Here is a 24,293-nt window from a genome sequence, read left to right on the forward strand (position 1 = left end):
AGGTCGACACGACCGTGTCTCCTATATAGCTTAGTGGATTAATGGGGTCGTTACGGGTGTGCCGCTTGGACGGGTCGGTGGTCCGGTCATATCGGCGGGCGAGGAGCAATTTCATGAGTGATGTGCTGTATCTGCTTCCGGTGCTGGCCTGCCCTCTCGGCATGGGCGCCGTGATGTGGTTCATGATGCGGTCGGGCCGCAAGGGCTCCGCCCCGAAGGAGTCTCCTGCCCCCGGGCGGACCGAGACGGACCTCGCTGAACTGCGCGTGGAAGTCGAGGCGCTGCAGGCCCGGACCCGCGTCCCTGCCCAGCCGTCGGCGTCGTCCCGCGAGAGCGTTCAGTGAGCGCGTACGGTCCGCTACTGGTCCCGGTCGCGATCGTGCTCGTCTACCTGTGCTTCATCCGGCCCTTGGGCCGTCACGGTTCCCGCCACGCGCCCGGAGACCAGTTGCGCGGCGGAGACGAGGTCCGTTCGCCCGAGGATGTCGCACACCCGAGGACCGAGGCGGATAAACATCCACCGTCTGCCGGGCTCGGCGGAGATGCTCGCCGAGTCGAAGGCAGTGCCCGGCGTGCGGCCCCCACTCATCCGGATGGGTGTGCCTAGGTGCGGGCGTCGAGGTCGTACGCGAGTCGGCGCAGTGCGGACCCGTACTCGCGGTGGGTGAGAGCGTGGGCGAACTGTGCTTCGAGGTAGGTCTGCGGGGAGCCGGTGTCGTACCAGGTGCCGGCGATGACCTGCCCGTAGAGCGGGTTGGCGATGGCGTGGGCGTGCAGGGCGTCGGAGAGATAGATCTCTCCTTCCGGCTTCTGGTACCAGCGGCGGGTCTGCTCCTCCAGTTCGGCGACGACGCCGGGAGTGATCACGTATCCGCCGATCGCGGCGTAGGGCGAGGGGGCGTCCTGCGGCTCCGGCTTTTCGACCAGACCGGAGACGCGCAGGCATCCGCCGCCGAGATCTTCTTTGACGATCGGCACGCCGTAGCGGAAGGAGTCGGCCGGATCCATGGGCATCAGGGCCAGGACAGGGGCGCCAGTGGCCTCGTACGCCGTCTTGAGCTGCTGCGCGCGGGGGACGTCGGCGACGAACACGTCATCCGCCCAGAGAACCATGAAGGGTTCGTCCCCGATGAGCCGGGCCGCGTTGAGGACGGGCGTGCCGTTGCCGTAGGGCCCGTTCTGGTGGATGAAGCTGATGTGCGCGGCCAGATCAGAGAGTTCACGCACACTGTCGGCGAGGGAAGATCGCCTTCGGCAGCTTCTTCCACAGCACCAGGACCGCGATGGTTCCCGCTCCGAGGCTGAGAGCGGCTCGCGCGCCGGGTGCGCCCACCGCGTCGGCGAGCATCCCTGGCAGCCCGGCAATCTTGGCGAGTCCCTCGGCCGACGCTTTTGTCCCGGCCATGGAGTACAGCTGGCCCGCGATCAGCACCAGCCCGATCCCGGCCAGCATGCCCTCGACGACAGCCACCGAGATGGCCCGGAAGTACCGGCCCAACTTCAGGGCGCCCATGAGGAGCTGGAGCACACCGGTGGCGAGCACGACGACCCCGAGGACGGGCAGGCCGTACTCGCGTACGGCTTCGAAGACCAGCACGGTCAGACCCGCGGCTGGCCCCGAGACCTGGAGGCTGCTGCCGGGCAGGAAGCCGGTGACGAGACCGCCGACGATGCCGGTGACCAGACCGAGTTCGGCCGGCACACCGGAGGCGACGGCCACGCCCACGCACAGCGGCAGCGCGACGAGGAAGACGACGAGCGAGGCGGCGAAGTCCTGCCGGAAAGTCGAGCCGGACGTATCGGAGTTCTTGCGGCGGTGGCCGTGCCTTCGCCGATTCGTGGGTGTCCCGCCGGTGGCCCTCCTGTGCGCGCTCACAGCGCGACGAAGGTGTCGGCGTGCGACCGGTGGGCCAGCACGGTGCCGGTGTGGACCTCGTAGAACCAGGCGTGCAGACGCAGACGGTCCGCGTCGAGCCGCCGCGCGACGCACGGGTACGAGCGCAGCCTGAGGATCTGCGCCAGCACGTGGGACTGCACCGCGCCCGCGATCGCGGGGTCGTCCTGGACCGTCGCTTCGCCCGGCTGGGGCGCGGCATGGGCGAGCCAGTCACGGACGGCGGGTACGGCGCTCAGGTCCTCGCCGCGCACCAGCGCGCCGACGGCGCCGCAGTGCGAGTGGCCGCAGACGACCACGTCGGTGACACCGAGGACCTCCACCGCGTACTCGATGGTGGCCGCCTCGCTGGTCGGCCGCCCGGGGGCGTACGGGGGAACGATGTTGCCCGCCGTGCGCAACTCGAAGAGCTCGCCCGGGCGGGCCCCGGTGATCAGGGCCGGGACGACCCGCGAGTCGGAGCAGGTGATGAACAGGGCCTGCGGGGCCTGGCCGTCGGCGAGCCGGGCGAACTCCTCGGGCCGTGCCGCGGTCCGCTGCCGGAACGACCGGGCGTGTTCGATGAAGGGCTGCATGTGGAATGCCTCCTGGGCGCGCCGCAGGGCGCGTCGGTCCTTCAGGTGGGGAAATGGCCACTGAGGCAGGCAAGGGGCAGCGCTCCGCGCGCAGTGGGAGCGCGCGCGAGCGCGGGGCGGCTGGGAGAAGTGCCTCGGCCGTCCAGAAGGGTGCTTGCCTGTGGGTTCGGTCAGCAGCGGAAGATCTGAAGTCCCGCAGGAGAGAGCCCTGTTGCCGGTCTTGGCTGACGGTACGTGTGCCCGGCCGTCGAGGGCATCGACGACGCCGCGGCCACGTGGGCGCCCACGGTCTGGGCGCCACTTGAAGCGCCGACCGAGGCGTTCTCGTCGGATCGCTGGCGATCGCGGGTCAGGAAGTGTTGGGACGTCTCTTCGGGGCCGTGGGCGTCGTCACAGACCAACGCCTCGCCCTGGGACGTCGTGGCCTCCCGCTCGTGGGCGAAGGCCATGGGAGCGGTGTGCGTGAAGAGCTGAAGGGCCAGCAACGCGGCAGCGAGGGCCGCGAACAGGGCCCAGACCGGCTTGCCTCGTGACACGCGTTCAGCTCCTGGTCGTACGTGGTTCCGTGCAGCCTGGGGACTGTGCCGCGAAGACGATCCATCCGCTAATTCCATTAGTACATTAACTGTAGGGGGTGCTTTGATGGTTACGGCGGGGCTTCACCCTCACGGGGGGGAGTTTCGGAAGGCGGTGCGACTGACGCTTCCCGCCTCCGCTGCCGCCTGTCTCTCCATGCCAGCTCGGCGATCAGGGCTACGACCAGGGCGATGATCAGCACCGTTACCACGATGTAGAAGGTGGAGATCCCCGACAGGAGCCCGCTCTGGTCGTCCTTGATGTCTGACGCGATCCGAGAGGCGTGGGTCATGTTGCTCGCGGTGTTAGACGTCACCGTGTTCCGTCATGCCCCCCTCCGGACCCCCTTTGTGGGGGTGTGCGACACCCATGTTACCCCACGGACTCTAAGTGTCTTAGTAGACGATGCCATGTCCGGTCATGGACTTCAGTGGCTGTACCCGCTCAGCAGCGCCCGTTCTCCGGCGGAGAAGAGATGTGTGGCTGAGCAGAGTTCACCGCCTGTCCGAGGCAGCGCTCGCTCCGGGAGTCCGCGTGCGTGTGGTCGGCGGCCTGCCAGGTGGCGAGTACAAGTGCCGCGACCTGATGGGTCGGTAGGAGTCGTCGGCTTCATCCCAGACGGAGATTCCACCTGCCGGTCCGGCCGGTGGGTCCGGGAGCCGGGGTGAGCAGGGTCAGCCGGATCGTCATGGGGCGCACGCTATCCCTGTGCCGGTGGTGCGGCCTGGGCCGGAGCGGGGGTGAGACAGGCCATCTTGGCTGGTAGGCGCGGGACCGGTACCGTCTGGCGTATTAGGACGACGGCGCGAACGGAAGTCCGGTGCAATTCCGGCACGGTCGCGCCACTGTGAGCTGTGCAACTCTTCGCGCTGAGTGGGGAGTTGCCGGTGAGTCAGACCCGGCGCCGTCGTCGCGTGCTCCAACGAGCGGGACGCGTGTTCCCGAGGAGGTACCGCCGTGGCTCACACTGCAGCTGCCCCTGCCCCCCTGTCCTCGCCGGTCGTGGCGAAACTGCCGATCCGGGCGATTCTGCCCTGGGCGGTGTTCTTCGGCCTGCTGATGCTGGTCCTGCTGTACTTCGTCGGCGCCGATCAGGGCGCCACCTCCGTCTTCTCCGGCGAGGGCGTCCACGAGTGGGTCCACGACGGCCGGCACCTGCTCGGCTTCCCCTGCCACTGAGTCGCGAGAGGACAGCCGTATGAACTCCGTCACCGTCCGCGCGCTGCTGGTACGCGGAATGCTCGCGGGCCTGGCCGCGGGGCTGTTGGCCTTCGGGCTCGCCTATCTGATCGGCGAGCCCGGCGTGAACGCGGGCATCGCCTACGAGGACGCCCACACCCACGATCACGGCATGGAACTGGTCAGCCGGGCCGCGCAGTCCACCACCGGCCTGGCCACCGGGGTGCTGGTCCTCGGCACGGCGGTGGGCGGGATCGCCGCGTTGGCGTTCTGCTTCGCCCTGGGGCGAGTCGGCCGATTCGGCGCGCGGGCGACCACCTTGCTGGTCGCCGGCGGCGCCTTCGTCACCGTCTACCTGGTGCCGTTCCTGAAGTACCCGGCCAACCCGCCGGGGTCCAGCGACCCTGACACCATCGGAAAGCGGACCACGCTGTACGTCGGGATGATCGCCCTGACCGTGCTGGTCGCCCTCGGCGCGGTGATCCTCGGCCGCCGCCTGGCCGGGCGGATCGGCAACTGGAACGCCGCTGTCGCCGCGACCACCGCCTTCATCGGGGTCATCGCCGTGGCCATGGCGTTCCTGCCGGCGGTCAACGAGACGCCCAAGGACTTCCCGGCCACCGTGCTGTGGCAGTTCCGCCTCGCCTCACTCGGCATCCAGGCGCTGCTGTGGGCCTCGTTCGGCGTGGTCTTCGGTTTCCTCGCAGAACGGGTCCTGTCGCCGCACCCCGCGCGCCCGGCCCAGGCGGCTGCGGCCCCTGGGGTGGCGTCGGCCGCCTGATCGGCTCAGGTAGAGGGGCCTGTGCCGGGGGCGCGACCGGCACAGGCCCTTTGCGCGTGGTGGTGGTGGCGCACGGATGCCGTCCTTGCTTCGCAGGAGGTGCCCGTCCTGGACCGCGGCTCGCCCGCTCATACGGTGACGGGCTGCGGCCGACGTACGGTGAGTCGGCCGCTGTGTGCCAGCGCCGCGATCGATGTCGCGCAGGCGAGCCCGGTGGCGGGCAGTCCTGCCCAGGTCAGCCAGAGTGCGTTGTGCCGCGCGGCGAAGTCCCAGAGGGGCGCACGTGGCGAGGTTGCCGAGGCCGGAGACGGTGTTGCAGAAGCCGTAGTGCGTGGCGACCGGGCGGTCGCCGGACAGGGTCACGACGGTGTCCATCTCGAACGGGTAGACCACTGCGCTGCCCGCCGCGAGCAGGACGACGGCCGCGACCAGGGCCACGAGTACCGCCACCGACGAGCCGCGCGGAGCGAAGGCCAGTGGCAGGAAGGCCACCCCCATCGCTGCCAGCCCCCGCACCAGCGCCTCGCTGGGACTCCAGCGGCGTTTGGCCAGGCCGGTGAGGTGCACCTGTCCGACGACGGCGACCGCGGCCGAGACGACGAACAGCCCGCTCGTGACCGCCGTGCCGTTCGCTCCCAGCGCGTCGGACGCGGCGAGGGGGAGCGCCAGATACACCTGGAAGGTCAGGACGTACGAGCCGATCATCGCGGCGGAGAAGAGCAGGAAGGGCCGGTTGGCCACGACTGTGCGCCACTGGGCCAGCACGCCCTCGCCGCCGGTGCCGGCCGTGTGGCCGCGGCGCGCGGGCAGCGACCGCCACTGCAGCAGCGTCAGCACGGCGAAGATGGCGGCGGCCACGGTGCACACGAGGCGGAAGTCGGCTGCCAGCAGGGCGAGTCCGACGAGCGAGCCGAGGAGCATGCCGGCCTGGTAGTAGACGTTGAAGGTGGCGAAGGCATCCACGCGCCGCTCGCCCGCCTCGGCGGCCAGGTAGGCGCGTACGGCCGGGTTGAACAGCGCGCCCGCGAAGCCCGTGGCGGCGGAGGCGGCGATCAGGGCGGGCAGGTTGTCGACCCAGCCGAGCAGGCCGAAGCCGACGGCGCGCAGGAGGCAGCCGGTCATGATCGGGGCCTTGTAGCCGAAGCGGTCGGCGAGGGTGCCGCCGATCAGGAACATGCCCTGCTGGGAGAAGTTCCGTACGCCCAGCACGAGCCCGACCGCCCACGCGGCGAGGCCGAGTTGACCGGACAGGTGGGCGGCGAGGTAGGGCATGAGCATGTAGAAGGCGAGGTTGATGGCGAACCGGTTGGCCATCAACAGCCGTACGGGGGGCGGGAAGGAGCGGGTCTGGCGCCACAGGTGCTTCATCGGGCGGCCTCCACGAGCGCGGGTTCGCCGACGGCGCCAGCATCGCGAGCGGGTCGATCACCTGGGTGCAGCGTGTCCAGCGGGACACGACCCGTTCGCAGGGGTGGCCGATCTCGTCCGGATCGTCGGCGGGCAGGTGACCGAGCAGGCCGTGGTCCCGGCAATACGTGTCGTCGAAGACGGTGCCGACGTACCGCTGCGGGCCGTCGGGGAAGATCGCGACAATCCGCTCCTCTGCGGGCACGGTGCGGGGCCAGCCAGCGGGCCACGAGAGGGACGGCGCCGACGCTCCAGCCGCCGGTGGCGTAGTGGTGGCGTGCGAGGGTGCGGGCGGCCCAGACGGCTTCGGGGGCGGCGACCCCAGTGGACCTCGTCGAAGAGGTCGTAGGCGACGTTGCGGGGGTAGATGCTGCTGCCCAGCCCGCGCATCAGTGGGGGGTGCGGCGGGCTGGCCGAAAATGGTCGACCCGGTGGTGTCCACGCCGACGACCCGCAGGCGGCGAAAGAAGCCGCGCAGGACGGAGGCGATGCCGGCGGAGTGGCCGCCGGTGCCGACGGCGACGACGAGGGTGTCGATCCGGCCGAGCTACGAGTTCGTGGGCGAGCGGGGCGTAGGCGGCGACGTTGTCGGGGTTGTTGTACTGGTCGGGGCACCAGGCGTCCGGGTGGACGGCCAGGAGTTCCTCGACGCGGTCGCAGCGGGCCTGCTGCCAGCCGCCGGTGGGATGCGGGGTGGTGACCACGTCGACCCCGGCGCCGTACGCAGTGAGCAGGCCCGTCATCAGGGGTTCCATGCCGGGGTCGGTGACGACAGTGACCGGGTGGCCGTAGGCGGAGCCGGCCAGGGCCAGGCCGAGGCCGAGGGTCCCGGACGTCGACTCGACGATCCGGGCGCCGGGCAGCAGCTGCCCGCGCTCGCGGGCGGCCCGGACCATGTAGAGGGCGCTGCGGTCCTTGATGCCGCCGGGGTTGTGGCCTTCGAGTTTGGCCCAGAAGCCGCGGCCGGCGGCGGTGAAGGGCTCCCCGAGCCACAGGACCGGGGTGTCGCCGACCAGTCCGGCGGGCGTGTGGGTCGGGCGCTTGGCCTCGGCCAGCAACTGTGCCGGAAAGGCAGGGACGGTGAGGGTGTCGAGGTGGTTCATGGCGTGCTTCTCCCGCGGTCGGCGGCCTGAACGGTCGCCGGCCGTCATGAGGTCGGAGGGGGGCGGGACTGATCGGCGGCCGCCTGCGGGGCGGGCGAGTTGGCCGTTACATGGTGGACGTGGTGATGCCGCAGCGCTGAGGAGAGCAGCGTCCCTCTGGCCTTCGGCCCGCCAGAGCGGGGATCCGGATCGGCGGCCGCTCCGCTCGCGGGGTGGCGCTTCGGGTGCCGCGAGGTTACGCGCGTGGCGGGCCGGACGGGCGGGGCGGCAACACGAGGGCGAAGCAGGCCCCCTTCCCTCGTCCCGGCGACGACGCGGTGACGTCGCCGCCGTGCCCACGTGCGATGCCCCGCGCGATCGTCAGGCCCACCCCCGACCCGGCGGACCGGCGGGGACGGCCGGGCACACGGTAGAAACGCTCGAAGACGCGCTCGATGTCCTGCTCGGCCAGACCCGCTCCGGTGTCGGTCACGACGACCTCGCCACGGCCGCCGACGTCATGCGCGGTGATCGTGACGGTGCCACCGGCGGGCGTGGCCAGCAGGGCGTTGCCGAGCAGGTTGGTCAGCACCTGGGTGATCCGGTCGGGGTCGGCATGTACCGGCACCACCCTGTCCGTGTCGGTGACCAGCGCGACGTGCGCGTCCTCGAACTGGGACGAGAGCCGCACGGCCGCGCGGCGGGCGATATCGGCCAGGTCCGCGTCCACCAAGTGCAGGTCCAGCCGCTGCTCCTCGGCGCGGGACACGCTGGACAGGTCGTCGGCGAGCCGGTGCAGTCGGCGCAGTTCCTCGCTGAGCGAGGCCAGCGTGTCCGGGCTCGCGGTGAACACACCGTCGATCAGCCCCTCGACGTAGCCGTCGAGCGCGGTCAGCGGGGTCCGCATCTCGTGCGCGGCCTCACCGAGCAGCCTGCTGCGCCGCGTCTCGGTGTCGGCCAGGGCCCGGGCGAGGGTGTTGACGTCGGTTGCCAGCGCCGCCAGTTCCGGCTCCGAGGGCAGCGCGACGTGGCTCTGGTAGTTGCCGGCCGCGATCCGCCGGGTCGCGCTGCGCACGGCGTCGAGCGGGCGCAGCAGACGGCGGGTGACCGCCGCGGCAACGATCCCGGCGGCGGCGACGCTGGCCCCGACGCCGACGAGGAGGGCGGTATCGAGCGAGGTCAGGAAGGCGGCGTGCACCCGTGTCATCGTGGCTGCCATGCCCATTCCGTGGTCTTCGTCCAGCATTCCCATCCGCTGGTCGAACAGGGACGGGGCGAGCAGCCGGACCGTCAGGAACGCGACGACGGCGCCGACCACGGCCACGGCGGCGTGGGAGACGAACAGTCTCAGCGGCAGGCGCATCCTCACCTTCATCAGCTCCTTTGGCCCACGAACTTGTAGCCCACGCCGCGCACCGTGGCGATCAGGTGCGGATCGCCCGCGTCGTCACCCAGTCGCGCCCGCAGGCTGCGGATGTGCACGTCGACGACGCGCTCGTCGCCGTAGAAGTCGTAGCCCCACACCCGTTCCAGCAGCTGTGCCCGGGAGTACACCCGCCCGGGTGCGTCGGCGAGCGCGGCGAGCAGGTCGAACTCCAGGCTCGACAGTGCCACCGGTGTCCCGTTCACTGCGACCTCGCGGCCGACGAGGTCGACGGTCAGCGTGTCGAAGCGCAGCACGGTGTCCTCGCCGGCACGCCCCGCCCGGCCGCGGCGCAGGACCGCCTTCACCCGGGCCGTGACCTCCCGCGGGCTGAACGGCTTGGTCACATAGTCGTCCGCGCCCACGCCGAGCCCGACGAGCTTGTCGACCTCCTCCGCCTTCGCCGTCACGAGGATCACGTACGTGTCACTGAAGCCGCGCAGCTTCCGCAGGACCTCCAGCCCGTCGATGCCCGGCAGCATCACATCCAGGAGCACCAGATCGGGCGGGTCGCCGCGCAGCGCGGCAAGAGCGGCCTCCCCGTCGCCGGCCTCCGCCACCGCGAAGCCGTCCGCCTCCAGATAGCCGCGCAGGACTCTCCGGATGTGCGGCTCATCATCGACCACCAGTACCCGCCGCATGACTCACCCCTGCACGAGACTAACGACCGGGCAGCGCCGAATGGCCGCCAACACCGACGGACAAGCGTCCGCGCCCGGCTGCCATCCGGGACGCGAGTCCGCCCCTCATGCCCGCCGCGCCCGCGCGCCGGGCGGAATCTGAAGGGCCTGAGGCTTTTGTGCCTGCGGGCCGGAGGCGACGTTCAGCGGGCTACCAGCCGGTCCTCGGCCCCGCGTGCGTACGAAAGCAAGGTGGATCACTGCGGTCAGGGAGGTGACCACGGGTCCCCCCGCGAAGAGCACCCATCAGCCGCTCCCGTCAGTCGTAAGCCAGCTGAGGCCCCCTTCGTTCCTCCCGTGCCTTTCGCCGAGCTCGTCCCCCGCTTTCCGGCGGTGCCGGGCGCGTGTCCATGCCGCCCGGCACCGCAGGGGCTACCGCCCCATCCCGTGTCCCATGCCGCCCATGCCCGTGCCGGACGGGTGGGTCATGGTCACCATCGTGTCGATGTGCTCCTTGGCCTGCGCGAGGATCTCGGTCTTCCGCGCGGCCGTCAGCGTGGTGTTGTCGTCGAGGTTGCTCTTGACGGCCGCGACCATGGCGTCCTTGAGCCCGGACACCGACTTGTCCTGGGCCTTGGCCACGTCCGCGAGTGACTTGCCCGAGTGCATCTGCGTCCGCAGACCGGTCTGGCTCAGGCCGAGGTAGTCGGCCGCAGCGGTCATGAGGGAGTTCTCACCGAACGCCATGCCGTGCATTCCGCCCCCGTGGCAGCCGTCGTTGTCATGCGGCGCGGTGGACGAGGCCGGGGCCGTGCTCGACGTGCCGGTCGTCGCCTGCGCGATGCCGACGCCACCGCCGACCACCGTGACAACCGCGAGCGCCGCCGCTCCGAGCGTCACACCCTTCCGGTTCCGCTTCATCTCCTGGCTCCTTAGCATCCCGGGCACCTGCCGACCGGCCCGTGCCGGCCGCCTCGCCCCGACGTGTGCTGTCGGCCGGGTCTGGATGCCTTCACCTCTGAGCATGCGGACCGGCTGTGAAGCAACGACCGGCGCTCGTATGAAGCCCTCATGAAAGGCACCGTCCGAAGGCCCGCCATCGGCAACTGCGCCCTCAAACGCGCCGCCGTGCCCCTGCCGGACGAGGTCTCCGCCACGGTGCGATCCACCCCACGGCCCCGCGGCAGGACATGTGGCGCTTCCCGATCCGAACGAGGGACCGGTCCGGGCGCGAATCCCTGGGAGGCGACGGGCAGCGGCGGACCGGCCCTGCTGCGGGCGGCAGGGCGCGCCGGGCGGAGACTCGCGCGAGGTCGGCTGTGCCGTTTCGTCCATGCGAGCGCGTCCGGTGGGGTCGCGGACCCGTCGGGAGAGTCTCAGGCAGACGGGGCTCAGGTCGTGTCCGGAGGGAGTCGGAGTGTCTCGGTTCCGGAGCGGAATGCCGACCCGATCGAGTTTGCCGCCATAGTCCGGAGCTGGTCCGTCGGCGCTCTCGGGGGAAGTTTATGCGCTGCGGCGCACCACGAGGGTGTTTGTGCCGTTGCGTCAACAGGCGGCGATCGCACCCCTGTTTCTCAGACGTAAATACCCCCACGGGGTACTTGACGCCTCGATGGGTAAGGCGCACTCTGCCAGTGCGCCCCTAACCCTCCCATCGGCCGCAGCCCCCTCCCGTACGCGATCCGCCCGTCACCGAAGACGAGGCGCGTCCCCCCATGCCACCGCGTAGGGCCACAACTGCTGCGCACAGGAAGGACCGCGATTGTGTCCACCACCCTGACCTCCTCCCGATGTAGTCGGCTCGCGGCACTGCTCGTCTCCGGTGCGGTGCTGACCGCCGGCTGCACGGTCGGCTCCTCCGCCAACACCCTCGACAGCGCACGTTCCAAGGGCACCCTGAGGGTCGCCCTCACCGAAGCGAACCCGCCGTGGAATTTCCTCGACAACGACAAGCCCACCGGCTACGACGTCGATGTAGCCCGGGAGCTGGCGAAACGGCTCGGCATAGGCAAGGTCGAGTTCATCGGTTCGGACTTCGGCAGCTTCATCGAAGGCGTGCGGGCCAATCGGTTCGACATCGTCATCTCGGGCCAGACGATCACCGAAGAGCGCCAGAAGCAGGTCGACTTCTCCCGTCCCTACGAGGTCAACGGCGTCTCCATATTCGTCGGCAAGTCCAACACCTCCCTCACCGGCCTTCCCGCCCTACGAGGCAAGACCATCGCGGTGACCGAAGGCACCACCCAGGCCGAGTACGCCCGCACGAAGATCCCCGGCGCGCAGATCAAGACGTACAAGAACGCCACGCTCGCGCTCATGGACCTCGGGCAGGGGCGGGCCGACGCCGCACTCGTCTCGAAGTTCCAGGGCGCCTACCTCGCCGACAAGAACAACCTGCGCGTCAAAGCCGCAGGGGCGCTGCTGGAGACGGAAGTCAACGGCATGACGTTCCGCAAAGGCCAGAAGGACTTCAAGGAGAACCTCGACAAGGCCCTGGGCGACATGATCGACGACGGCACCCTGTCGACCATCTCGCGACGCTGGCTCGGCGGCCTCGACATGGCCGCAGAGCTCCGCGACCTGCCCGCGAACCAAGCCGGCTGACACGGAGGAGGAAACCGACCATGGACCTCGTCATCCAGGACTTGCCGGAACTCCTCAAGGCCATGGGTGTCACTCTCACGCTCGGCGTGGTGTCGTTCGTCCTCGGAAGCGCCCTCGGCATGCTCGTGGGCCTGGCCAGGATCTCCCGGTTCCGGCTGCTGAAGGCGCTCGCCATCGCGTACGTGTCGGTGTTCCGCGGAACACCGCTGCTGATCCAGATCATGCTGGTCTACTACGGCCTCCCTCAGATCGGCATCCTGATCGAGCCGATCCCGTCGGCCGTCCTCGCACTCACGGTCTATGCCGCGGCGTACCTCAGCGAGAACTTCCGCGCCGGCATCATCGCCGTAGACCGTGGCCAGTGGGAGGCGGCCCACTCGATGGGCATGCCGTACTGGAGGATGCTCCGGCGGATCGTCGCCCCGCAGGCGGTCCGGGTCGCCCTGCCTCCGATCGGCAGCCGGTTCATCGCGCTGATGAAGGACACCTCGCTGGCCTCCGCGGTGACCGTCGTCGAGCTCACCAGGGCCGCGGAGAGCATCGGCAGCTCGACGTTCCGCTATATGGAGGCGTTTCTCGTGGCGGGCGCCGCCTACTGGCTGATCAACACCCTGCTTTCGGTCGGCCAGGGCGCTCTGGAGCGCCGATTGGGGAAGGCGTACGCATGAACCAGACGGACCAGATAGACATACGCGGCCTGCACAAGCGGTTCGGAGCCCTGCAAGTACTGAAGGGCGTCGATCTCACCGTGGCCCGCGGGGAGGTGGTCGTGATCATGGGGCCTTCGGGCTCCGGGAAGACCACGCTCATCCGCTGCATGAACCTGCTGGAGGAACCGGACGCCGGCACGGTGGCCATCTGCGGCTGCTCAGTGCGGTGCGGTGGGGCGGTGCGCAGGCGGGAGCGCGCCCGGCAGGTGCGTACGATCCGGCACCGAACGGCCATGGTGTTCCAACAGTTCAACCTGTTCCCTCACCTGACCACTCTGGGCAATGTCGTCGAAGGACCGCTCTCGGTGCGGCGCATGCCCAAGGACGCTGCCGTGGCGCTGGGCAGGGAATTACTCGACCGGGTCGGCCTCGCCGACAAAGCCGCCGAGTACCCCGCACGGCTCTCCGGCGGCCAGAAGCAGCGGGTCGCCATCGCCCGGGCGCTGGCCATGGAGCCGGAGGTCGTCCTCTTCGACGAGCCGACCTCGGCACTCGACCCCGAGCTGCACGCCGAGGTCCTCGCAGTGATGCGCGAACTCGCCCGCGACGGCATGACCATGGTCGTCGTCACACACGAAGTGGAGTTCGCCCGGGAGGCGGCCGACCGGGTGGTCTTCATGGACGGCGGCGTCGTCCTCGAATCCGGGCCGCCGCAGGACTTCCTGAACCATCCGGTCCATCCGCGCGCCAAGTCGTTCCTGCGCCTGGTCACCCACGACAGGCCCGGCCCGGCGGACGGATCCGGTGAGGACGGTCCGCAGAACCCGAAGCGATGGGGGCGTGCGAGTTGACGGCGACACGAAATGTGCGGGAGTCGGCAGCGGGCCGGGACTACTCGCCCAAGGACATCGCCCGGGCCCGTGCCGACACCCCGGGGTGCGCGAAGGTGACGCACTTCAACAACGCGGGCGCCGCACTGATGCCTCGTCAGGTGGTCGAAGCGGTCACACGCCACCTGCATCTGGAGGCGGACATGGGCGGCTACGAGGCAGCCGCTCACGCAGCCGAGAGCATTGAGGCCGTGTACGACTCCGCGGCACGGCTCCTCGGCTGCCACCGTGACGAGATCGCCCTGGTCGACAACGCCACCCGTGCCTGGGACATGGCCTTCTACGGCATACCGTTTCGACCTGGGGACCGCGTGCTGACCAGCATGGCCGAGTACGGCAGCAACTTCATCGCGTATCTGCAGGTCGCCGAGCGGTACGGGGTCAAAGTCGACGTCATCCCCAACGACGAGCACGGGCAGATCTCGGTCGACGCCCTGCGCACGGCGATGGACGAGCGGGTACGGGTCATCTCGCTCACCCACGTCCCCACCAACGGCGGCCTGGTGAACCCCGCGGCCGAAGTCGGCAAGATCGCTCGGGAGACGGGCGCGCTGTATCTCCTCGACGCCTGCCAGTCGGCGGGCCAGCTCGCCGTCGATGTGGCGGAGATCGGCTGTGACCTGCTCTCCACCACCGGCCGCAAGTATCTGCGCGGTCCGCGCGGGACAGGACTGCTCTACGTGCGACGGGCGGCACTCGACCAGCTTGTCCCGCCCGTTCTCGATCTGCACGCCGCCACCTGGACGGCGCGCGACCGGTACGAGATGCGTCCCGACGCACGCCGGTTCGAGACCTGGGAGGCCAACTACGCCGCACAGCTCGGCCTCGGCGCCGCCATCGACTACGCCCTCGAGTGGGGGCTGCCCAGGATCCAGACGCGCGTCACCGCGCTCGCGGAGACACTCCGGCGACGGCTCGCCGAGATCCCCGGAGTCCGGGTCAGGGATCTCGGCGTCCAGCGTTGCGGCATCACCACGTTCACCGTGGACGGAGCCGGAGCGGACCAACTGAAGGCGTCCCTGGCCGAGCAGGGGATCAACATCAGTGTGTCCCGGACGCCCTCCACCCGGCTGGACATGGACGACCGCGGCCTCGGTGAGGTCCTCAGGGCATCGGTCCACTACTACAACACGGACGAGGAGATCACCGACCTCGTCCAGGCCGTGCGCACCCACGCCTGATCAACGCCGCCTCCAGGTGCACAAGAAGCAGGCCCGGACCGTGCGCGGAACCGGCCCTGGGTCGCGACCAGCACGCCGCGGTGCTGGCGATGGTCGGCCGCGCGCGGCCGTCGGCGCCGGGGTGCCGTACGAAGCCGCGGCCCCGGTTGGCGAACCGCTGTCGAAAGTCCAATGTCCTGAGCATCTACCCCTGATCTTGGCCAGTGCTCCGCCCTTCAGGGGGTGAAGGCCATCTCAGAACTGCTCTGACCCGCGCCGTATGCACGGGTCCGCAGTGTTGTCCTCAGCCGGTGGGGCGCTGCTGGTTTTCGATGTACTGCTTGACGACAGTCAGTGGTGCCCCGCCGCAGCTTCCGGCGAAGTAGGAGCCGGACCAGAAGTGACCGCCCCACAGGTAGCGGCGGACATGTGCGCTGTACTCCTGGCGGAGCCTGCGGGAGGACACGCCCTTGAGGGAGTTGACCAGCTTGGAGAGCTGGACCTTGGGCGGGTAGTGCACCAGGAGGTGCACGTGATCCTGCTCGCCGTTGAACTGCTTGAGCTCGGCCTCGAAGTCGGCGCAGACCTCGCGCATGATCTCCTCGGTGCGGGTCAGCATGGCGTCGGTGAATGCCTTGCGCCGGTACTTGGTGACGAATACCAAATGGACGTGCAGGTTGTAGACGACATGACGGCCGGTGCGTACGTCGGGGTTGGGGTTCCATCGTGGTGACATAAGCCAACTGCCGTAGGGTGATTGGCGTGAGTGAACGCTGGCTGGAGAGGCGGCAGTTCGGGCATCGTGCCCGACTGGCTCTGACTCCTGCCCAGGTCCGGCTCATGGACGATCAGGCTCATGCGGCGCGGGCGATGTGGAATCAGCTCCACAATCTGTGGCAGATGACACCGAAGTGTCAGAGGTCGCTTTCCCGCATGGACCAGACGTTGCGTCAGGCCCGTAAGGAGATCGACTGGTACGCGGTCCTTCCCGCTCAGGCCGCGCAAGCAGTCCTCAAGACGTACATGCAGGCGTGGAAGAACTGCTGGGACGGTCGTGCCGAGGAACCTACCTTCAAGGCCCGCATCCGCAGTGTGATGTCCGTGGACATCCCCCAGGGCCGCGATCTGCAGATCAAGCGGGTGCACCGCCGGTGGGGCATGGCCAACATTCCCAAGGTCGGCCGCGTCCGGTTCCGCTGGACCAGGGACCTGCCCGTCGGCAAGGCCGCGGACAAGGAGAACCGGATCACCGGGGCCCGGCTCGTCAAAGACGCGCTCGGCTGGCACATTGCCTTCCGCGTCCAGACCCTGGAACTCAAGCCCGAGCCTCACACCGGCCTCGAGGTCGGCATCGATGCCGGGGTGAATCTGCCCCTCGCCCTGTCCGACAGCAACCACCAGGACCACGGGCGCGCGCCCCGACTCCCGGACGGCACCGCCGACCGGGACAAGCTGCTGAACCCGGACGAGAAGGCAAAGCTGCTCCGCCTGGAGCAGCGCGCCGCACACCGCAAGAGTTTCCGCAAGCCCCGCGAACGCAACGCGAACCGGCTGCGCACCACCTACGACCAGATCAAGCAGCTCCGCGCAAGAGCCACGCGCCGCGCCGTTGACTGGCAGCACCAGACCACCACCAGCCTCGCCCGTACGTACGGCACGGTTGTGGTGGAAGCACTCACCATCACGAACATGGTCAAGTCCGCCAGGGGAACCGTTGAGGAGCCGGGGAAGAACGTCCGCGCCAAGTCCGGTCTGAACCGCGCCATCAGCCAGGAGGCATGGGGCCGCACCGTGACGATGCTGACGTACAAGACCGCCCGCTTTGGCGGCACCCTCCACAAGGTTCCCGCCCCGAACACCTCCCGGCGCTGCTCCGCCTGCGGGTTAATCGCCCCCGGCAGCCGGGAGGACCAGGCCACGTTCGTATGCAAGAACCCGGACTGCGGATGGGAAGGCAACGCCGACCACAACGCAGCCCGGAACATCTTGCACCTGTACCGGATGGGCCACGCGCTCATCCCGGCTGCCGGAAGGGCAGTCGCAAGGCGCACTCGCGGCGTCAAGCCCACCACCGCAAGGTAGGTAGGAATCTCCCTCCTGAGCTTGCGAAGAGGGGAGAGCACTTCATTAGATGGCGTGGCCGGGAGCTCCGGGCGAGCGAGCTGTGTACTTGTGCCACCGCATCCGTGATGCGCGGCGAGGCGAACCACGTCCAGCACACGAACCGCAGCACCGGCCCAAGGGCCGCGGCTGCGGGGAGACCCGTGAAGTGCAGGCCGGGCACGGACGGGCCCAGCCCCCTGTCCAGGCGGGGATATCCACCGGTGCGGGCGAGTGCGGGCGGCGGCGTGTCACCACCGCGGCGATCGTCACCCGACGCGGGTGCCGAGTGTGTCCGCGTACGGCAGCGGCGAGAAGTGCTCGGCGGGGAACCTCCAGCCGAGCGCCTGTCCAAACTGATCGCGGCCTGATCAACCGACCACGTGGTGCAACGACCCCTGGAATCCGACGGGGAGCAGTGACCCTTCGGCGCCACGGCTCATCAGAGCACGCGGACCGCGCCGGTCGGCGGGCTCCAGGACAACGGCTTCTCGACGATGCCGGTGGAGGGGTTCTCCGCGCCGACGAACTTGCCGTCGCCGACATAGAGGGCCACGTGGTACGCGCCGCTGCCCGCGCTGCCCCAGTACAGGATGTCGCCCGGCTGCAGGTTGCTCAGCGAGACCGGCGTGCCCGCCGTCGACTGGTCCTGCGAGACGCGCGGCAGGCTGATGCCGGCCTGCTTGAAGGCGGCCTGGAGGAGGCTGGAGCAGTCCCAGGAGTTGGGGCCGGAGGCACCCAGGACGTAGGAGTCACCGATCTGCGCCTTCGCGAAGGCGATGACCGCCGCGGCCGAACCGGTGGCCGTCGACGAGCTCGTCGAGGCGCTGCTCGTCGTGGAGGCGGCGAGGGTGGTCCGCTCGGCGCTGCGCGAGGCGGCCTGCTCGGCGGCGGCCTTACGGGCGGCCTCGGCCTTCTTCTTGGCCTCCGCCTTCTTCTTCGCCTCCGCGAGGTCCGCCTTGGCCTGCTTCGCGGCCTTCGCGGCGGCCGCGTCCCGCTCGGCCTGCAGCTCGTAGTTCGCGGCGGCCTGCTGCGTGGCATCCGCGGACTGGGCGACCTGGGCAGCCAGATCAGCCGTCAGGGTGGGCAGTTCGAGGGTCTGCGTCACCGGCTCGGCCGCGTTCGCCGCGCCGGACGCCCCGGCGACTGCCAGGGTGCTGAGGACGCCGCCGGCAACTCCGGCCCGCATCGCGATGGTCGACGCGCTGCGGCGGGGCTTCCGGTGGCTGCGTATAAGAGCGGTGTGGGACATGAGAACAACTGGTATCAGGGACTCCTCCATACCTTCAAGAAACGTGTGGTGCGCCACAGTTGTTCAATCCGCGGCCGAATCCCGGGCGTGTCACTCTTTATTGACGCCGTAACGGACATTATGGACGCGGCCGGCCAGGCCCGTGGTCACGGTCTTTCGTCATTACGCCCGAATCGCCCTCCACTTACCATTTGGTGGGACGGGTGGCCAAGCCCGCTTCTCAGACGCCTCTCATGGATGTGGCGCAGGTCACGGAACGGTTACCGCGGTGCTCGCGTCTCGCGCGTGGACCGCGTCCGGCGGAGCTCGTGCACGCGTCCACATCCGTACACATCCTGCGACCGCGTCCGCGCCGAAGAGGGGAACGCACGGCGCCTGTCATACGGGCCACAGAGGCGCGGCTACGGCGAGGGTGAGCAGCAGTACCACGGCGGCTGCGGTGGCGAGGGGGCGCCCGCGCCATCTGCGTTTGGGGCTGCGGTCGAGGAAGGGGACGAGGAAGATCAGCCCGAACACGGCGGCGATGACGACGGCGATGGAGGCGATCCCGAACCACTGTTCCATGGGGAAGAACCACCAGAACATCCACAGCGGGCGGGTGATCTCGATGCCCGCGACCGGGGTGGGGCCGAGTACGGGGGGCAGCAGCACGGCCAGGAGGGACAGCAGGCCGAGCAGGACGAGGCCGAAGGCGGCGACGCGCTCCAGGCGGGCGGTGAACGGTTCGGGGGTTTCCGTCTCGGGTGCGGGGATGTCGGGGTGGGGGGAGATCTTGTGGCGTTTGACGAGCAGGGCGTGCCAGACGAACAGCAGCAGGATCAGGCCGGGGATGAACACGGCGTGTGCGGTGTACAGGCGCAGCACGATCGGGACGTGTTTGCTGAGGTTGGGGGTGAACCAGAAGCCCGCGCCTCCGAGGACCTTGGCGACGTCGAGGTTGTGGGCGAGGGCTTCGTAGCCTTCCTGGTCGACGGTTCCGGTGAAGACGGCGAGGAAGGTGAGCAGGAACATGGCGGTGCCGACGATCCAGTTGCCTTCGCGGGGCTTTTTGTAGGAGGCGTGGAAGAACACCCGCAGCAGGTGCAGCAGGGCCAGGACGAACATCGCTTGGGCGGTCCAGTAGTGCAGGGCGCGGGCGAAGTTGCCGAGCCATACGTGGGTGACCAGGTCTCGGACCGACTGGTTGGCCAGTTCGGGGACAGGGTTGTAGAGCTGGGCGAGGTAGATGCCGCTGACGAGCAGGGTCACGAAGCAGACGGTGGTCAGGCCGCCCAGGCTCCAGGTGAGGTTGTTGGCGTGCTCGGGGACCGGGTAGGCCAGCGCCTTGATGCCCATGCGCTCGTCGATCACGTCGACGGCGCGGCGGAGTCTGCCGGGCCGGGGCGCCGAAGGTGCCGCGGTGGCGGGCGGTGGCGGGCGGTGGCGGCTGGTCGGCGCTCATCGGTCCCTGCCTTCCTCGGGCTGTTGCAGGGTGGTGCGGTGCTTGAGGTCGTGGAGGGTGTGCGGCGGGCGAAGGCGCCGGGCCAGCCACAGCCCGATGGCGGTCGCAGTTGCCGAGCGCGTCCAGCAGCAGCGCGCGGGCCTGCCGGGTGGTGTCCGCGCTGTGCTCTGGCCGGTCGATCAGGTCGCGGGCCCGGCGGACCTTGCCCAGGTCGACGCCTTGGGTCTGCGGCGCGCTCAGGGCGTCGGTGATCTGTTCGGTGACGCGTGTATCGCTTGCGTCGTTGGCGATCAGGGCGATGGCCTGCTCGACCAGCACCGCCGCCTTGGGGCTCATCGGCTCATGCGCCCGGGCCGTGCCGGAGAACGCGACGGCCGGCAGCCCGACCACGACGGCCACGACCAGGGCTACCGCCCGGTGCGGCCGGGGAGCGTGCCGGGTCGGTGTGGCCTGTCTGCGGGTTGGTGGAGGGTGCTCGGCCATGCTGGCCTCCCGTGGCGTCTTGAGTGAGTGGGGGGCCGCGTGCCGCGCGATCGCCTCGTCAGACGCGATGGCGGGGTGCGGCGCGACGGGGGCGGTCTGCGCGCGCAAGACTTCAGCGGTGCCAGGTCCAGTCGGCGACTTCGGGCAGGTCGGTGCCGTGTTCGCGGATCCACCCGTGGTGGCGGAAGCGGACGTCGGCCATCGCCTGCCGTACGGCGGCGGCGCGAACGGCGAGGCCGGGGACGCGGTCGATGACGTCCATCACGAGCCGGTAGCGGTCGAGGTCGTTGCGGACCACCATGTCAAACGGCGTGGTGGTGGTGCCTTCCTCCTTGTAGCCACGGACGTGCAGGTGGGGGTGGACGGTGCGGCGGTAGGCGAGGCGGTGGATCAGCCACGGGTAGCCGTGGTAGGCGAAGATCACCGGCTTGTCGCGGGTGAACAGCGCGTCGAACTCCGCGTCCGGCATGCCGTGCGGGTGCTCCCGCTCCGGCATCAGCCGCGTCATGTCCACCACGTTGATCACCCGGACCGCGAGATCGGGCAGGTGGTCGCGCAGCAGCGACGCGGCGGCGAGTACTTCCTGGGTGGGCACATCGCCGGCACAGGCCAGCACCACGTCGGGCTCCCGGCCGGTGGTCTCGGTGCCCGCCCACTCCCAGATGCCCGCGCCGCGCGCGCAGTGCGCTTGGGCCTGGTCCAGGGTGAGCCAGTCGAAGCAGGGCTGCTTGCCAGCGACCACGACGTTGACGTAGTCGCGGCTGCGCAGCATGTGGTCGGCAACGGCGAGCAGGGTGTTGGCGTCCGGCGGCAGGTAGACCCGCACCACCTGAGGGGACTTGTTCAGGACGTGGTCGACGAAGCCGGGGTCCTGGTGGGAGAAGCCGTTGTGGTCTTGGCGCCACACGTGCGAGGTCAGCAGGTAGTTCAGCGAGGCGATGGGGGCGCGCCAGGGCAGGGCGCGGGAGGTCTTGAGCCATTTGACGTGCTGGCCCGCCATCGAGTCGACGATGTGGACGAACGCCTCGTAGCAGGAGAACAGGCCGTGCCGGCCTGTGAGCAGGTAGCCCTCCAGCCAGCCCTGGCAGGTGTGTTCGGACAGGATCTCCATCACCCTGCCGCCGCGGGTCAGATGCTCGTCGGTGGGCAGGATCTCGGACTGCCATGCCTTGCCGGTGGCGCCGTAGACGGCCTGCAGCCGGTTGGAGGCGGTCTCGTCCGGGCCGACGATGCGGAAGTCGCGCCGGTGGGCGGTGTCGACCATCACCTGTTCGAGCAGGTGGCCGAGGAGCGCGGTGGGTTCGTGCAGGCTGCCGCCGGGAACCTCAACCGGCACCGCGTACTCCTGGAGCGGCGGGATGGGCAGGTCGCGCAGGAGCAGGCCGCCGTTGGCGTGCGGGGTGGCGCCGAGCCGCCGGGCCCCGTCGGGGATGTGGGCGAGCACCTGCTCGCGGGGGCGGCCGTCTTCGTCGAACAGCTCTCCGGGCCGGTAGGAGCGCAGCCATGCCTCCAGCAGGCGCAGGTGGTCGGGATTGGTGCGGACCTGGTCGAGCGGGACCTGGTGGGCGCGCCAGGTGCCCTCCACCAGGACGCCGTCGACCTCGTGCGGCCCGGTCCAGCCCTTGGGGGTGCGCAGTACGATCATCGGCCAGCGCGGCCGTTGGGTGACTCCTTCGGCGCGGGCCGTGTGCTGGATGAGGGTGATGTGATCGAGCGCGGTATCCAGTGCCTCGGCCATGGCGCGGTGCACCGTGAGCGGGTCGTCACCGGTGACATGGAGGGGGTGGTGCCCCAAGCCGCGCAGCAGGTCGTCCAGTTGGGCCTCGGGCAGGCGGGCGAGGACCGTCGGGTTGGCGATCTTGTAGCCGTTGAGGTGGAGGATGGGCAGCACCGCGCCGTCGTGGACCGGGTCCAGGAACGTGGTGGAGTGCCAGGCGGCGGCCAGCGGCCCGGTCTCGGCCTCCCCGTCACCGATGACGCAGGCCACCAGCAGGCCGGGGTTGTCCAGGGCGGCCCCGTAGGCGTGGGCAAGGGAGTAGCCCAGTTCCCCGCCTTCGTGGATGGAGCCGGGGGTCTCGGGCGCGACATGGCTGGGAATCCCGCCGGGGAAGGAGAACTGGCGGAAGAGACGGGCCATGCCCGCCGCGTCGCGTGTGACGTCCGGGTAGGTTTCGGTGTACGACCCGTCCAGCCACGAGTTGGCCACCACCGCCGGTCCCCCGTGGCCCGGTCCCCACACGCACAGCGCGTCCAGGCCGCGTGCCTTGATCACCCGGTTGATGTGGGTGTAGACCAGGTTGAGCCCGGGTGAGGTGCCCCAGTGGCCGAGCAGCCGGGGCTTGACGTGCTCCGGGCGCAGCGGCTCGGCCAGCAGGGGATTGTCCATCAGGTAGATCTGCCCGGCCGCCAGATAGTTCGCCGCCCGCCAGTGGGCGTGAAGCGCCTCAAGCTCCTCCTCGGTCGCAGTGCCGGGCCGCTGCGGTGGGGCCTCATGCATGGCGTCCTCCGATACATCACATTCTGGGCAGGTACCCCCGCTGGTCTAACAACCTGGACGCCGGCCGAGCCACGGGCCGGGCCGGGCGGAGCGCCACCGCAAGCCGTTCGGCCCACTGGCGATACGGCACGGGGCGGCACGGCAGGACCCCCGTAACCAGCCGTCAGGTAGCGGCCTGGCCTGCGGTGCCGGAGGTCGCGGTGAAAGAGCGCCCTGTGGCGGGGGTGCCTGTCGGCGGGAGTCCGGGGAGCACTCGGCCCCGCATCCGTCACAGCCGCAGTGCCCGGCGCAGAGTGAGGGCGACTTCGTCGAGCTTCGCATCGCCCTCGGCCGGATCCGACAGCACCGCATCGCGCACGCAGTGCCGGACGTGGTCGTCGAGCAGACCGAGGGCGACCTCCTGCAGGGCGTGGGTGACGGCGCCGATCTGCGTGAGCACGTCGACGCAGTACCGGTCGTCGGCGACCATGCGGGTAATGCCGCGGACCTGGCCCTCGACCTTGTGCAGCCGGGACAGGTGGTCCGTCTTGTGGTCGGCGTATCCGTGCGGCGGGTTGGGGGCGCCGCTGGTGGTGTCGGTCACCGCTCGCCTCCTGGGGATGTGGCGGCGGCCTGGGCTGCGCTGGTTGGGTGTGCGGCCGGGGCCGGTGATGGCTGTGGGTCGTGGTCGGTGGCCAGGGCGTGGCGTAGGCGCGCGGCGGCGTGTTCGGGCGTAAGGGGGTTGACGGCGATGCCGCTGCCGAGTTCGAAGCCGGCCGTGGCGGCCAGGCGCGGGGTGAGCTGGAGGTGCCAGGCGAAGTAGGCGGTGGTCTCTTCGCCGTTGGGGGCACTGATCAGTGCGTAGTTGTAGGGGACGTCGCCGAGCACGTCACGCAGGGCGGCGAGCAGGCGGTGCAGGAGGGCGGCCGCCTCGGCTAGGACCTCGTCGCTGACGTCGGCGAAGGACGCCTGATGGCAGCGGGGGACAATCCATGTCTCGTACGGGGCGCGGGCGGCATACGGGGCCAGGGCCGCGATGTGCTCGGTGGCGGCCACCATGCGCTCGCCGTCGGCGAGTTCGGCGGCGGTCTCGTCGGTGTACAGGCAGCTGCCGTGGTCGTCGTAGTAGCCGCGGGCGACATCGAAGAGCTGGCGCAGCCGCAGGGGCACTATCGGGGTGGCCACGATCTGGGAGTGCGGGTGCGGCAGCGAGGTGCCGGCCGCGGGGCCGTGGTTGCGGAAGGGCAGGACCAGCCCTGGGCGGCGCGTACGGAGGGCGAGGTGGCGGGCGCGGTAGGCGCGCAGGACATCGGCGACGGCCCTCTCGTCGCCGTCGGCGAGGTCCCAGTCATGGTGGGGGGATTCGATGACGACCTCGTGGCTGCCGACCCCGTCGCACACGGTGTGCAAACCGGTCGTGTGATGGTCGGCGGGCCGCTGTTCCCCTTCCAGGACGGGGTAGCGATGGGGCACCACGCGCACCGCCCAGTCGCTGCTGGTGGCGTCGGTGGGGGCGGGTTGGCGCCACAGCTCGCCGGGCGTCTCGCGTTCGTGGCCGGGGCAGAACGGGCAGGCGGGATCGGTGGCCTCCGCGCGCGGAGTCGGGGTGGGCGCGGCACCGGTGTGCTGAGGCCGGTCGTCTCGTTCGGGGGCGATGGCCACCCAGGCCCGGTGTAGGGGTCTCGGCGCAGCTCGGACAT

Annotated in this window: 18 protein-coding genes, 5 pseudogenes and 1 riboswitch; of the genes and pseudogenes, 8 read left to right on the top strand and 15 right to left on the bottom strand. The window is 70.0% G+C overall.

The window, feature by feature from the left end; genetic code table 11:
- The first annotated feature begins 113 nt into the window (after nt 1-113).
- Complete coding sequence (locus tag SMIR_RS41310) at nt 114-344, top strand: hypothetical protein (RefSeq protein ID WP_212728637.1); 231 nt, start codon at nt 114-116, stop codon at nt 342-344.
- A gap of 259 nt (nt 345-603) precedes the next feature.
- Here SMIR_RS41310 and SMIR_RS41315 read toward each other — a convergent pair.
- The 4 genes and pseudogenes from SMIR_RS41315 to SMIR_RS41330 form a co-directional block, all read right to left on the bottom strand.
- Nucleotides 604-1,248: pseudogene (locus tag SMIR_RS41315) on the bottom strand (sugar phosphate nucleotidyltransferase); the annotation flags it as partial.
- Nucleotides 1,244-1,876 (bottom strand): annotated as a pseudogene (locus SMIR_RS41320) (SulP family inorganic anion transporter); the annotation flags it as partial. The pseudogenes SMIR_RS41320 and SMIR_RS41315, both read right to left, overlap by 5 nt.
- On the bottom strand, nt 1,873-2,469 hold the full coding sequence (locus tag SMIR_RS41325; protein WP_212728639.1) for a carbonic anhydrase: 597 nt from the start codon (nt 2,467-2,469) through the stop codon (nt 1,873-1,875). The gene SMIR_RS41325 and the pseudogene SMIR_RS41320, both read right to left, overlap by 4 nt.
- A 170-nt stretch (nt 2,470-2,639) precedes the next feature.
- A complete protein-coding gene (locus SMIR_RS41330) occupies nt 2,640-3,005 on the bottom strand; it encodes a hypothetical protein (RefSeq protein WP_212728640.1) in 366 nt (121 codons plus the stop codon).
- 798 nt (nt 3,006-3,803) lie between these two features.
- Nucleotides 3,804-3,948: riboswitch (cobalamin riboswitch) on the top strand.
- A 54-nt stretch (nt 3,949-4,002) separates the two neighbouring features.
- Here SMIR_RS41330 and SMIR_RS41335 point away from each other — a divergent pair.
- The gene (locus SMIR_RS41335; protein ID WP_212728641.1) at nt 4,003-4,224 is read left to right on the top strand and encodes a CbtB domain-containing protein; all 222 of its coding nucleotides are present in this window, start codon (nt 4,003-4,005) and stop codon (nt 4,222-4,224) included.
- Between the two features lie 19 nt (nt 4,225-4,243).
- Nucleotides 4,244-5,005 carry a CbtA family protein gene (locus tag SMIR_RS41340; protein WP_212728642.1) on the top strand — a complete coding sequence of 254 codons (762 nt, stop codon included), beginning with the start codon at nt 4,244-4,246 and terminating at the stop codon, nt 5,003-5,005.
- 128 nt (nt 5,006-5,133) lie between these two features.
- Here the strand turns inward: SMIR_RS41340 and SMIR_RS41345 are convergent.
- The 5 genes and pseudogenes from SMIR_RS41345 to SMIR_RS41365 form a co-directional block, all read right to left on the bottom strand.
- Nucleotides 5,134-6,373, bottom strand: a pseudogene (locus SMIR_RS41345) (MFS transporter).
- A 43-nt stretch (nt 6,374-6,416) separates the two neighbouring features.
- A pseudogene (locus tag SMIR_RS41350) lies at nt 6,417-7,515 on the bottom strand (PLP-dependent cysteine synthase family protein); the annotation flags it as partial.
- Nucleotides 7,516-7,750: 235 nt separating this feature from the next.
- On the bottom strand, nt 7,751-8,869 hold the full coding sequence (locus tag SMIR_RS41355) for a sensor histidine kinase (RefSeq protein ID WP_212728643.1): 1,119 nt from the start codon (nt 8,867-8,869) through the stop codon (nt 7,751-7,753).
- Nucleotides 8,869-9,558 (bottom strand): response regulator, encoded by a 690-nt coding sequence (locus SMIR_RS41360; protein ID WP_212728644.1) that lies wholly within the window; start codon nt 9,556-9,558, stop codon nt 8,869-8,871. The genes SMIR_RS41355 and SMIR_RS41360 overlap by 1 nt, the downstream gene beginning before the upstream one ends.
- Before the next feature lie 411 nt (nt 9,559-9,969).
- The gene (locus tag SMIR_RS41365) at nt 9,970-10,458 is read right to left on the bottom strand and encodes a hypothetical protein (protein ID WP_212728645.1); all 489 of its coding nucleotides are present in this window, start codon (nt 10,456-10,458) and stop codon (nt 9,970-9,972) included.
- Between the two features lie 843 nt (nt 10,459-11,301).
- On the opposite strand from SMIR_RS41365, the gene SMIR_RS41370 reads away from it, so the two are divergent.
- From SMIR_RS41370 to SMIR_RS41385, 4 genes are read left to right on the top strand one after another with little or no spacing between them, the layout of a single operon-like run.
- Nucleotides 11,302-12,141 (top strand): transporter substrate-binding domain-containing protein, encoded by an 840-nt coding sequence (locus tag SMIR_RS41370; RefSeq protein WP_249938688.1) that lies wholly within the window; start codon nt 11,302-11,304, stop codon nt 12,139-12,141.
- Nucleotides 12,142-12,161: 20 nt separating this feature from the next.
- Nucleotides 12,162-12,809, top strand: a complete 648-nt coding sequence (locus SMIR_RS41375) for an amino acid ABC transporter permease (protein WP_212728646.1) — start codon at nt 12,162-12,164, stop codon at nt 12,807-12,809.
- Nucleotides 12,806-13,642, top strand: a complete 837-nt coding sequence (locus SMIR_RS41380) for an amino acid ABC transporter ATP-binding protein (RefSeq protein ID WP_212728647.1) — start codon at nt 12,806-12,808, stop codon at nt 13,640-13,642. The genes SMIR_RS41375 and SMIR_RS41380 overlap by 4 nt, the downstream gene beginning before the upstream one ends.
- Nucleotides 13,639-14,862: an aminotransferase class V-fold PLP-dependent enzyme gene (locus SMIR_RS41385; protein WP_249938689.1), complete on the top strand. Its 1,224-nt coding sequence runs from the start codon at nt 13,639-13,641 to the stop codon at nt 14,860-14,862. Before SMIR_RS41380 ends, SMIR_RS41385 begins: the two co-directional genes overlap by 4 nt.
- A 283-nt stretch (nt 14,863-15,145) precedes the next feature.
- Here the strand turns inward: SMIR_RS41385 and tnpA are convergent, their stop codons facing one another.
- Nucleotides 15,146-15,577, bottom strand: a complete 432-nt coding sequence (gene tnpA / locus SMIR_RS41390; protein WP_212728649.1) for an IS200/IS605 family transposase — start codon at nt 15,575-15,577, stop codon at nt 15,146-15,148.
- 104 nt (nt 15,578-15,681) lie between these two features.
- Between tnpA and SMIR_RS41395 the strand changes: the two genes are divergently transcribed.
- Entirely contained in the window at nt 15,682-16,923 is a 1,242-nt protein-coding gene (locus SMIR_RS41395; protein ID WP_249938735.1) for an RNA-guided endonuclease InsQ/TnpB family protein, read from the top strand.
- A gap of 460 nt (nt 16,924-17,383) precedes the next feature.
- Here the strand turns inward: SMIR_RS41395 and SMIR_RS41400 are convergent, their stop codons facing one another.
- From SMIR_RS41400 to galT, 5 genes and pseudogenes are all read right to left on the bottom strand, one after another.
- Nucleotides 17,384-18,193, bottom strand: a complete 810-nt coding sequence (locus SMIR_RS41400) for a C40 family peptidase (protein ID WP_212728651.1) — start codon at nt 18,191-18,193, stop codon at nt 17,384-17,386.
- 378 nt (nt 18,194-18,571) lie between these two features.
- Nucleotides 18,572-19,543, bottom strand: a complete 972-nt coding sequence (locus SMIR_RS41405; protein ID WP_249938690.1) for a cytochrome b N-terminal domain-containing protein — start codon at nt 19,541-19,543, stop codon at nt 18,572-18,574.
- 686 nt (nt 19,544-20,229) lie between these two features.
- The gene (locus tag SMIR_RS41410; protein ID WP_212728652.1) at nt 20,230-22,614 is read right to left on the bottom strand and encodes a phosphoketolase family protein; all 2,385 of its coding nucleotides are present in this window, start codon (nt 22,612-22,614) and stop codon (nt 20,230-20,232) included.
- Nucleotides 22,615-22,882: 268 nt separating this feature from the next.
- Nucleotides 22,883-23,197, bottom strand: a complete 315-nt coding sequence (locus tag SMIR_RS41415; RefSeq protein ID WP_212728653.1) for a metal-sensitive transcriptional regulator — start codon at nt 23,195-23,197, stop codon at nt 22,883-22,885.
- Nucleotides 23,194-24,264 (bottom strand): annotated as a pseudogene (gene galT, locus SMIR_RS41420) (galactose-1-phosphate uridylyltransferase); the annotation flags it as partial. The gene SMIR_RS41415 and the pseudogene galT, both read right to left, overlap by 4 nt.
- Between the last annotated feature and the right edge of the window lie 29 nt (nt 24,265-24,293).

The organism is Streptomyces mirabilis (assembly GCF_018310535.1).
Classification (GTDB): domain Bacteria; phylum Actinomycetota; class Actinomycetes; order Streptomycetales; family Streptomycetaceae; genus Streptomyces.

What these genes read in the sequence shown, in the direction of transcription:
- SMIR_RS41310 (WP_212728637.1), top strand. Translation starts at nt 114, where the DNA reads ATGAGTGATGTGCTGTATCTGCTTCCGGTGCTGGCCTGCCCTCTCGGC.
- SMIR_RS41325 (WP_212728639.1), bottom strand. Translation starts at nt 2,469, where the DNA reads ATGCAGCCCTTCATCGAACACGCCCGGTCGTTCCGGCAGCGGACCGCG.
- SMIR_RS41340 (WP_212728642.1), top strand. Translation starts at nt 4,244, where the DNA reads ATGAACTCCGTCACCGTCCGCGCGCTGCTGGTACGCGGAATGCTCGCG.
- SMIR_RS41355 (WP_212728643.1), bottom strand. Translation starts at nt 8,869, where the DNA reads ATGAAGGTGAGGATGCGCCTGCCGCTGAGACTGTTCGTCTCCCACGCC.
- SMIR_RS41360 (WP_212728644.1), bottom strand. Translation starts at nt 9,558, where the DNA reads ATGCGGCGGGTACTGGTGGTCGATGATGAGCCGCACATCCGGAGAGTC.
- SMIR_RS41365 (WP_212728645.1), bottom strand. Translation starts at nt 10,458, where the DNA reads ATGAAGCGGAACCGGAAGGGTGTGACGCTCGGAGCGGCGGCGCTCGCG.
- SMIR_RS41375 (WP_212728646.1), top strand. Translation starts at nt 12,162, where the DNA reads ATGGACCTCGTCATCCAGGACTTGCCGGAACTCCTCAAGGCCATGGGT.
- SMIR_RS41380 (WP_212728647.1), top strand. Translation starts at nt 12,806, where the DNA reads ATGAACCAGACGGACCAGATAGACATACGCGGCCTGCACAAGCGGTTC.
- tnpA (WP_212728649.1), bottom strand. Translation starts at nt 15,577, where the DNA reads ATGTCACCACGATGGAACCCCAACCCCGACGTACGCACCGGCCGTCAT.
- SMIR_RS41395 (WP_249938735.1), top strand. Translation starts at nt 15,682, where the DNA reads ATGGACGATCAGGCTCATGCGGCGCGGGCGATGTGGAATCAGCTCCAC.
- SMIR_RS41400 (WP_212728651.1), bottom strand. Translation starts at nt 18,193, where the DNA reads ATGTCCCACACCGCTCTTATACGCAGCCACCGGAAGCCCCGCCGCAGC.
- SMIR_RS41410 (WP_212728652.1), bottom strand. Translation starts at nt 22,614, where the DNA reads ATGCATGAGGCCCCACCGCAGCGGCCCGGCACTGCGACCGAGGAGGAG.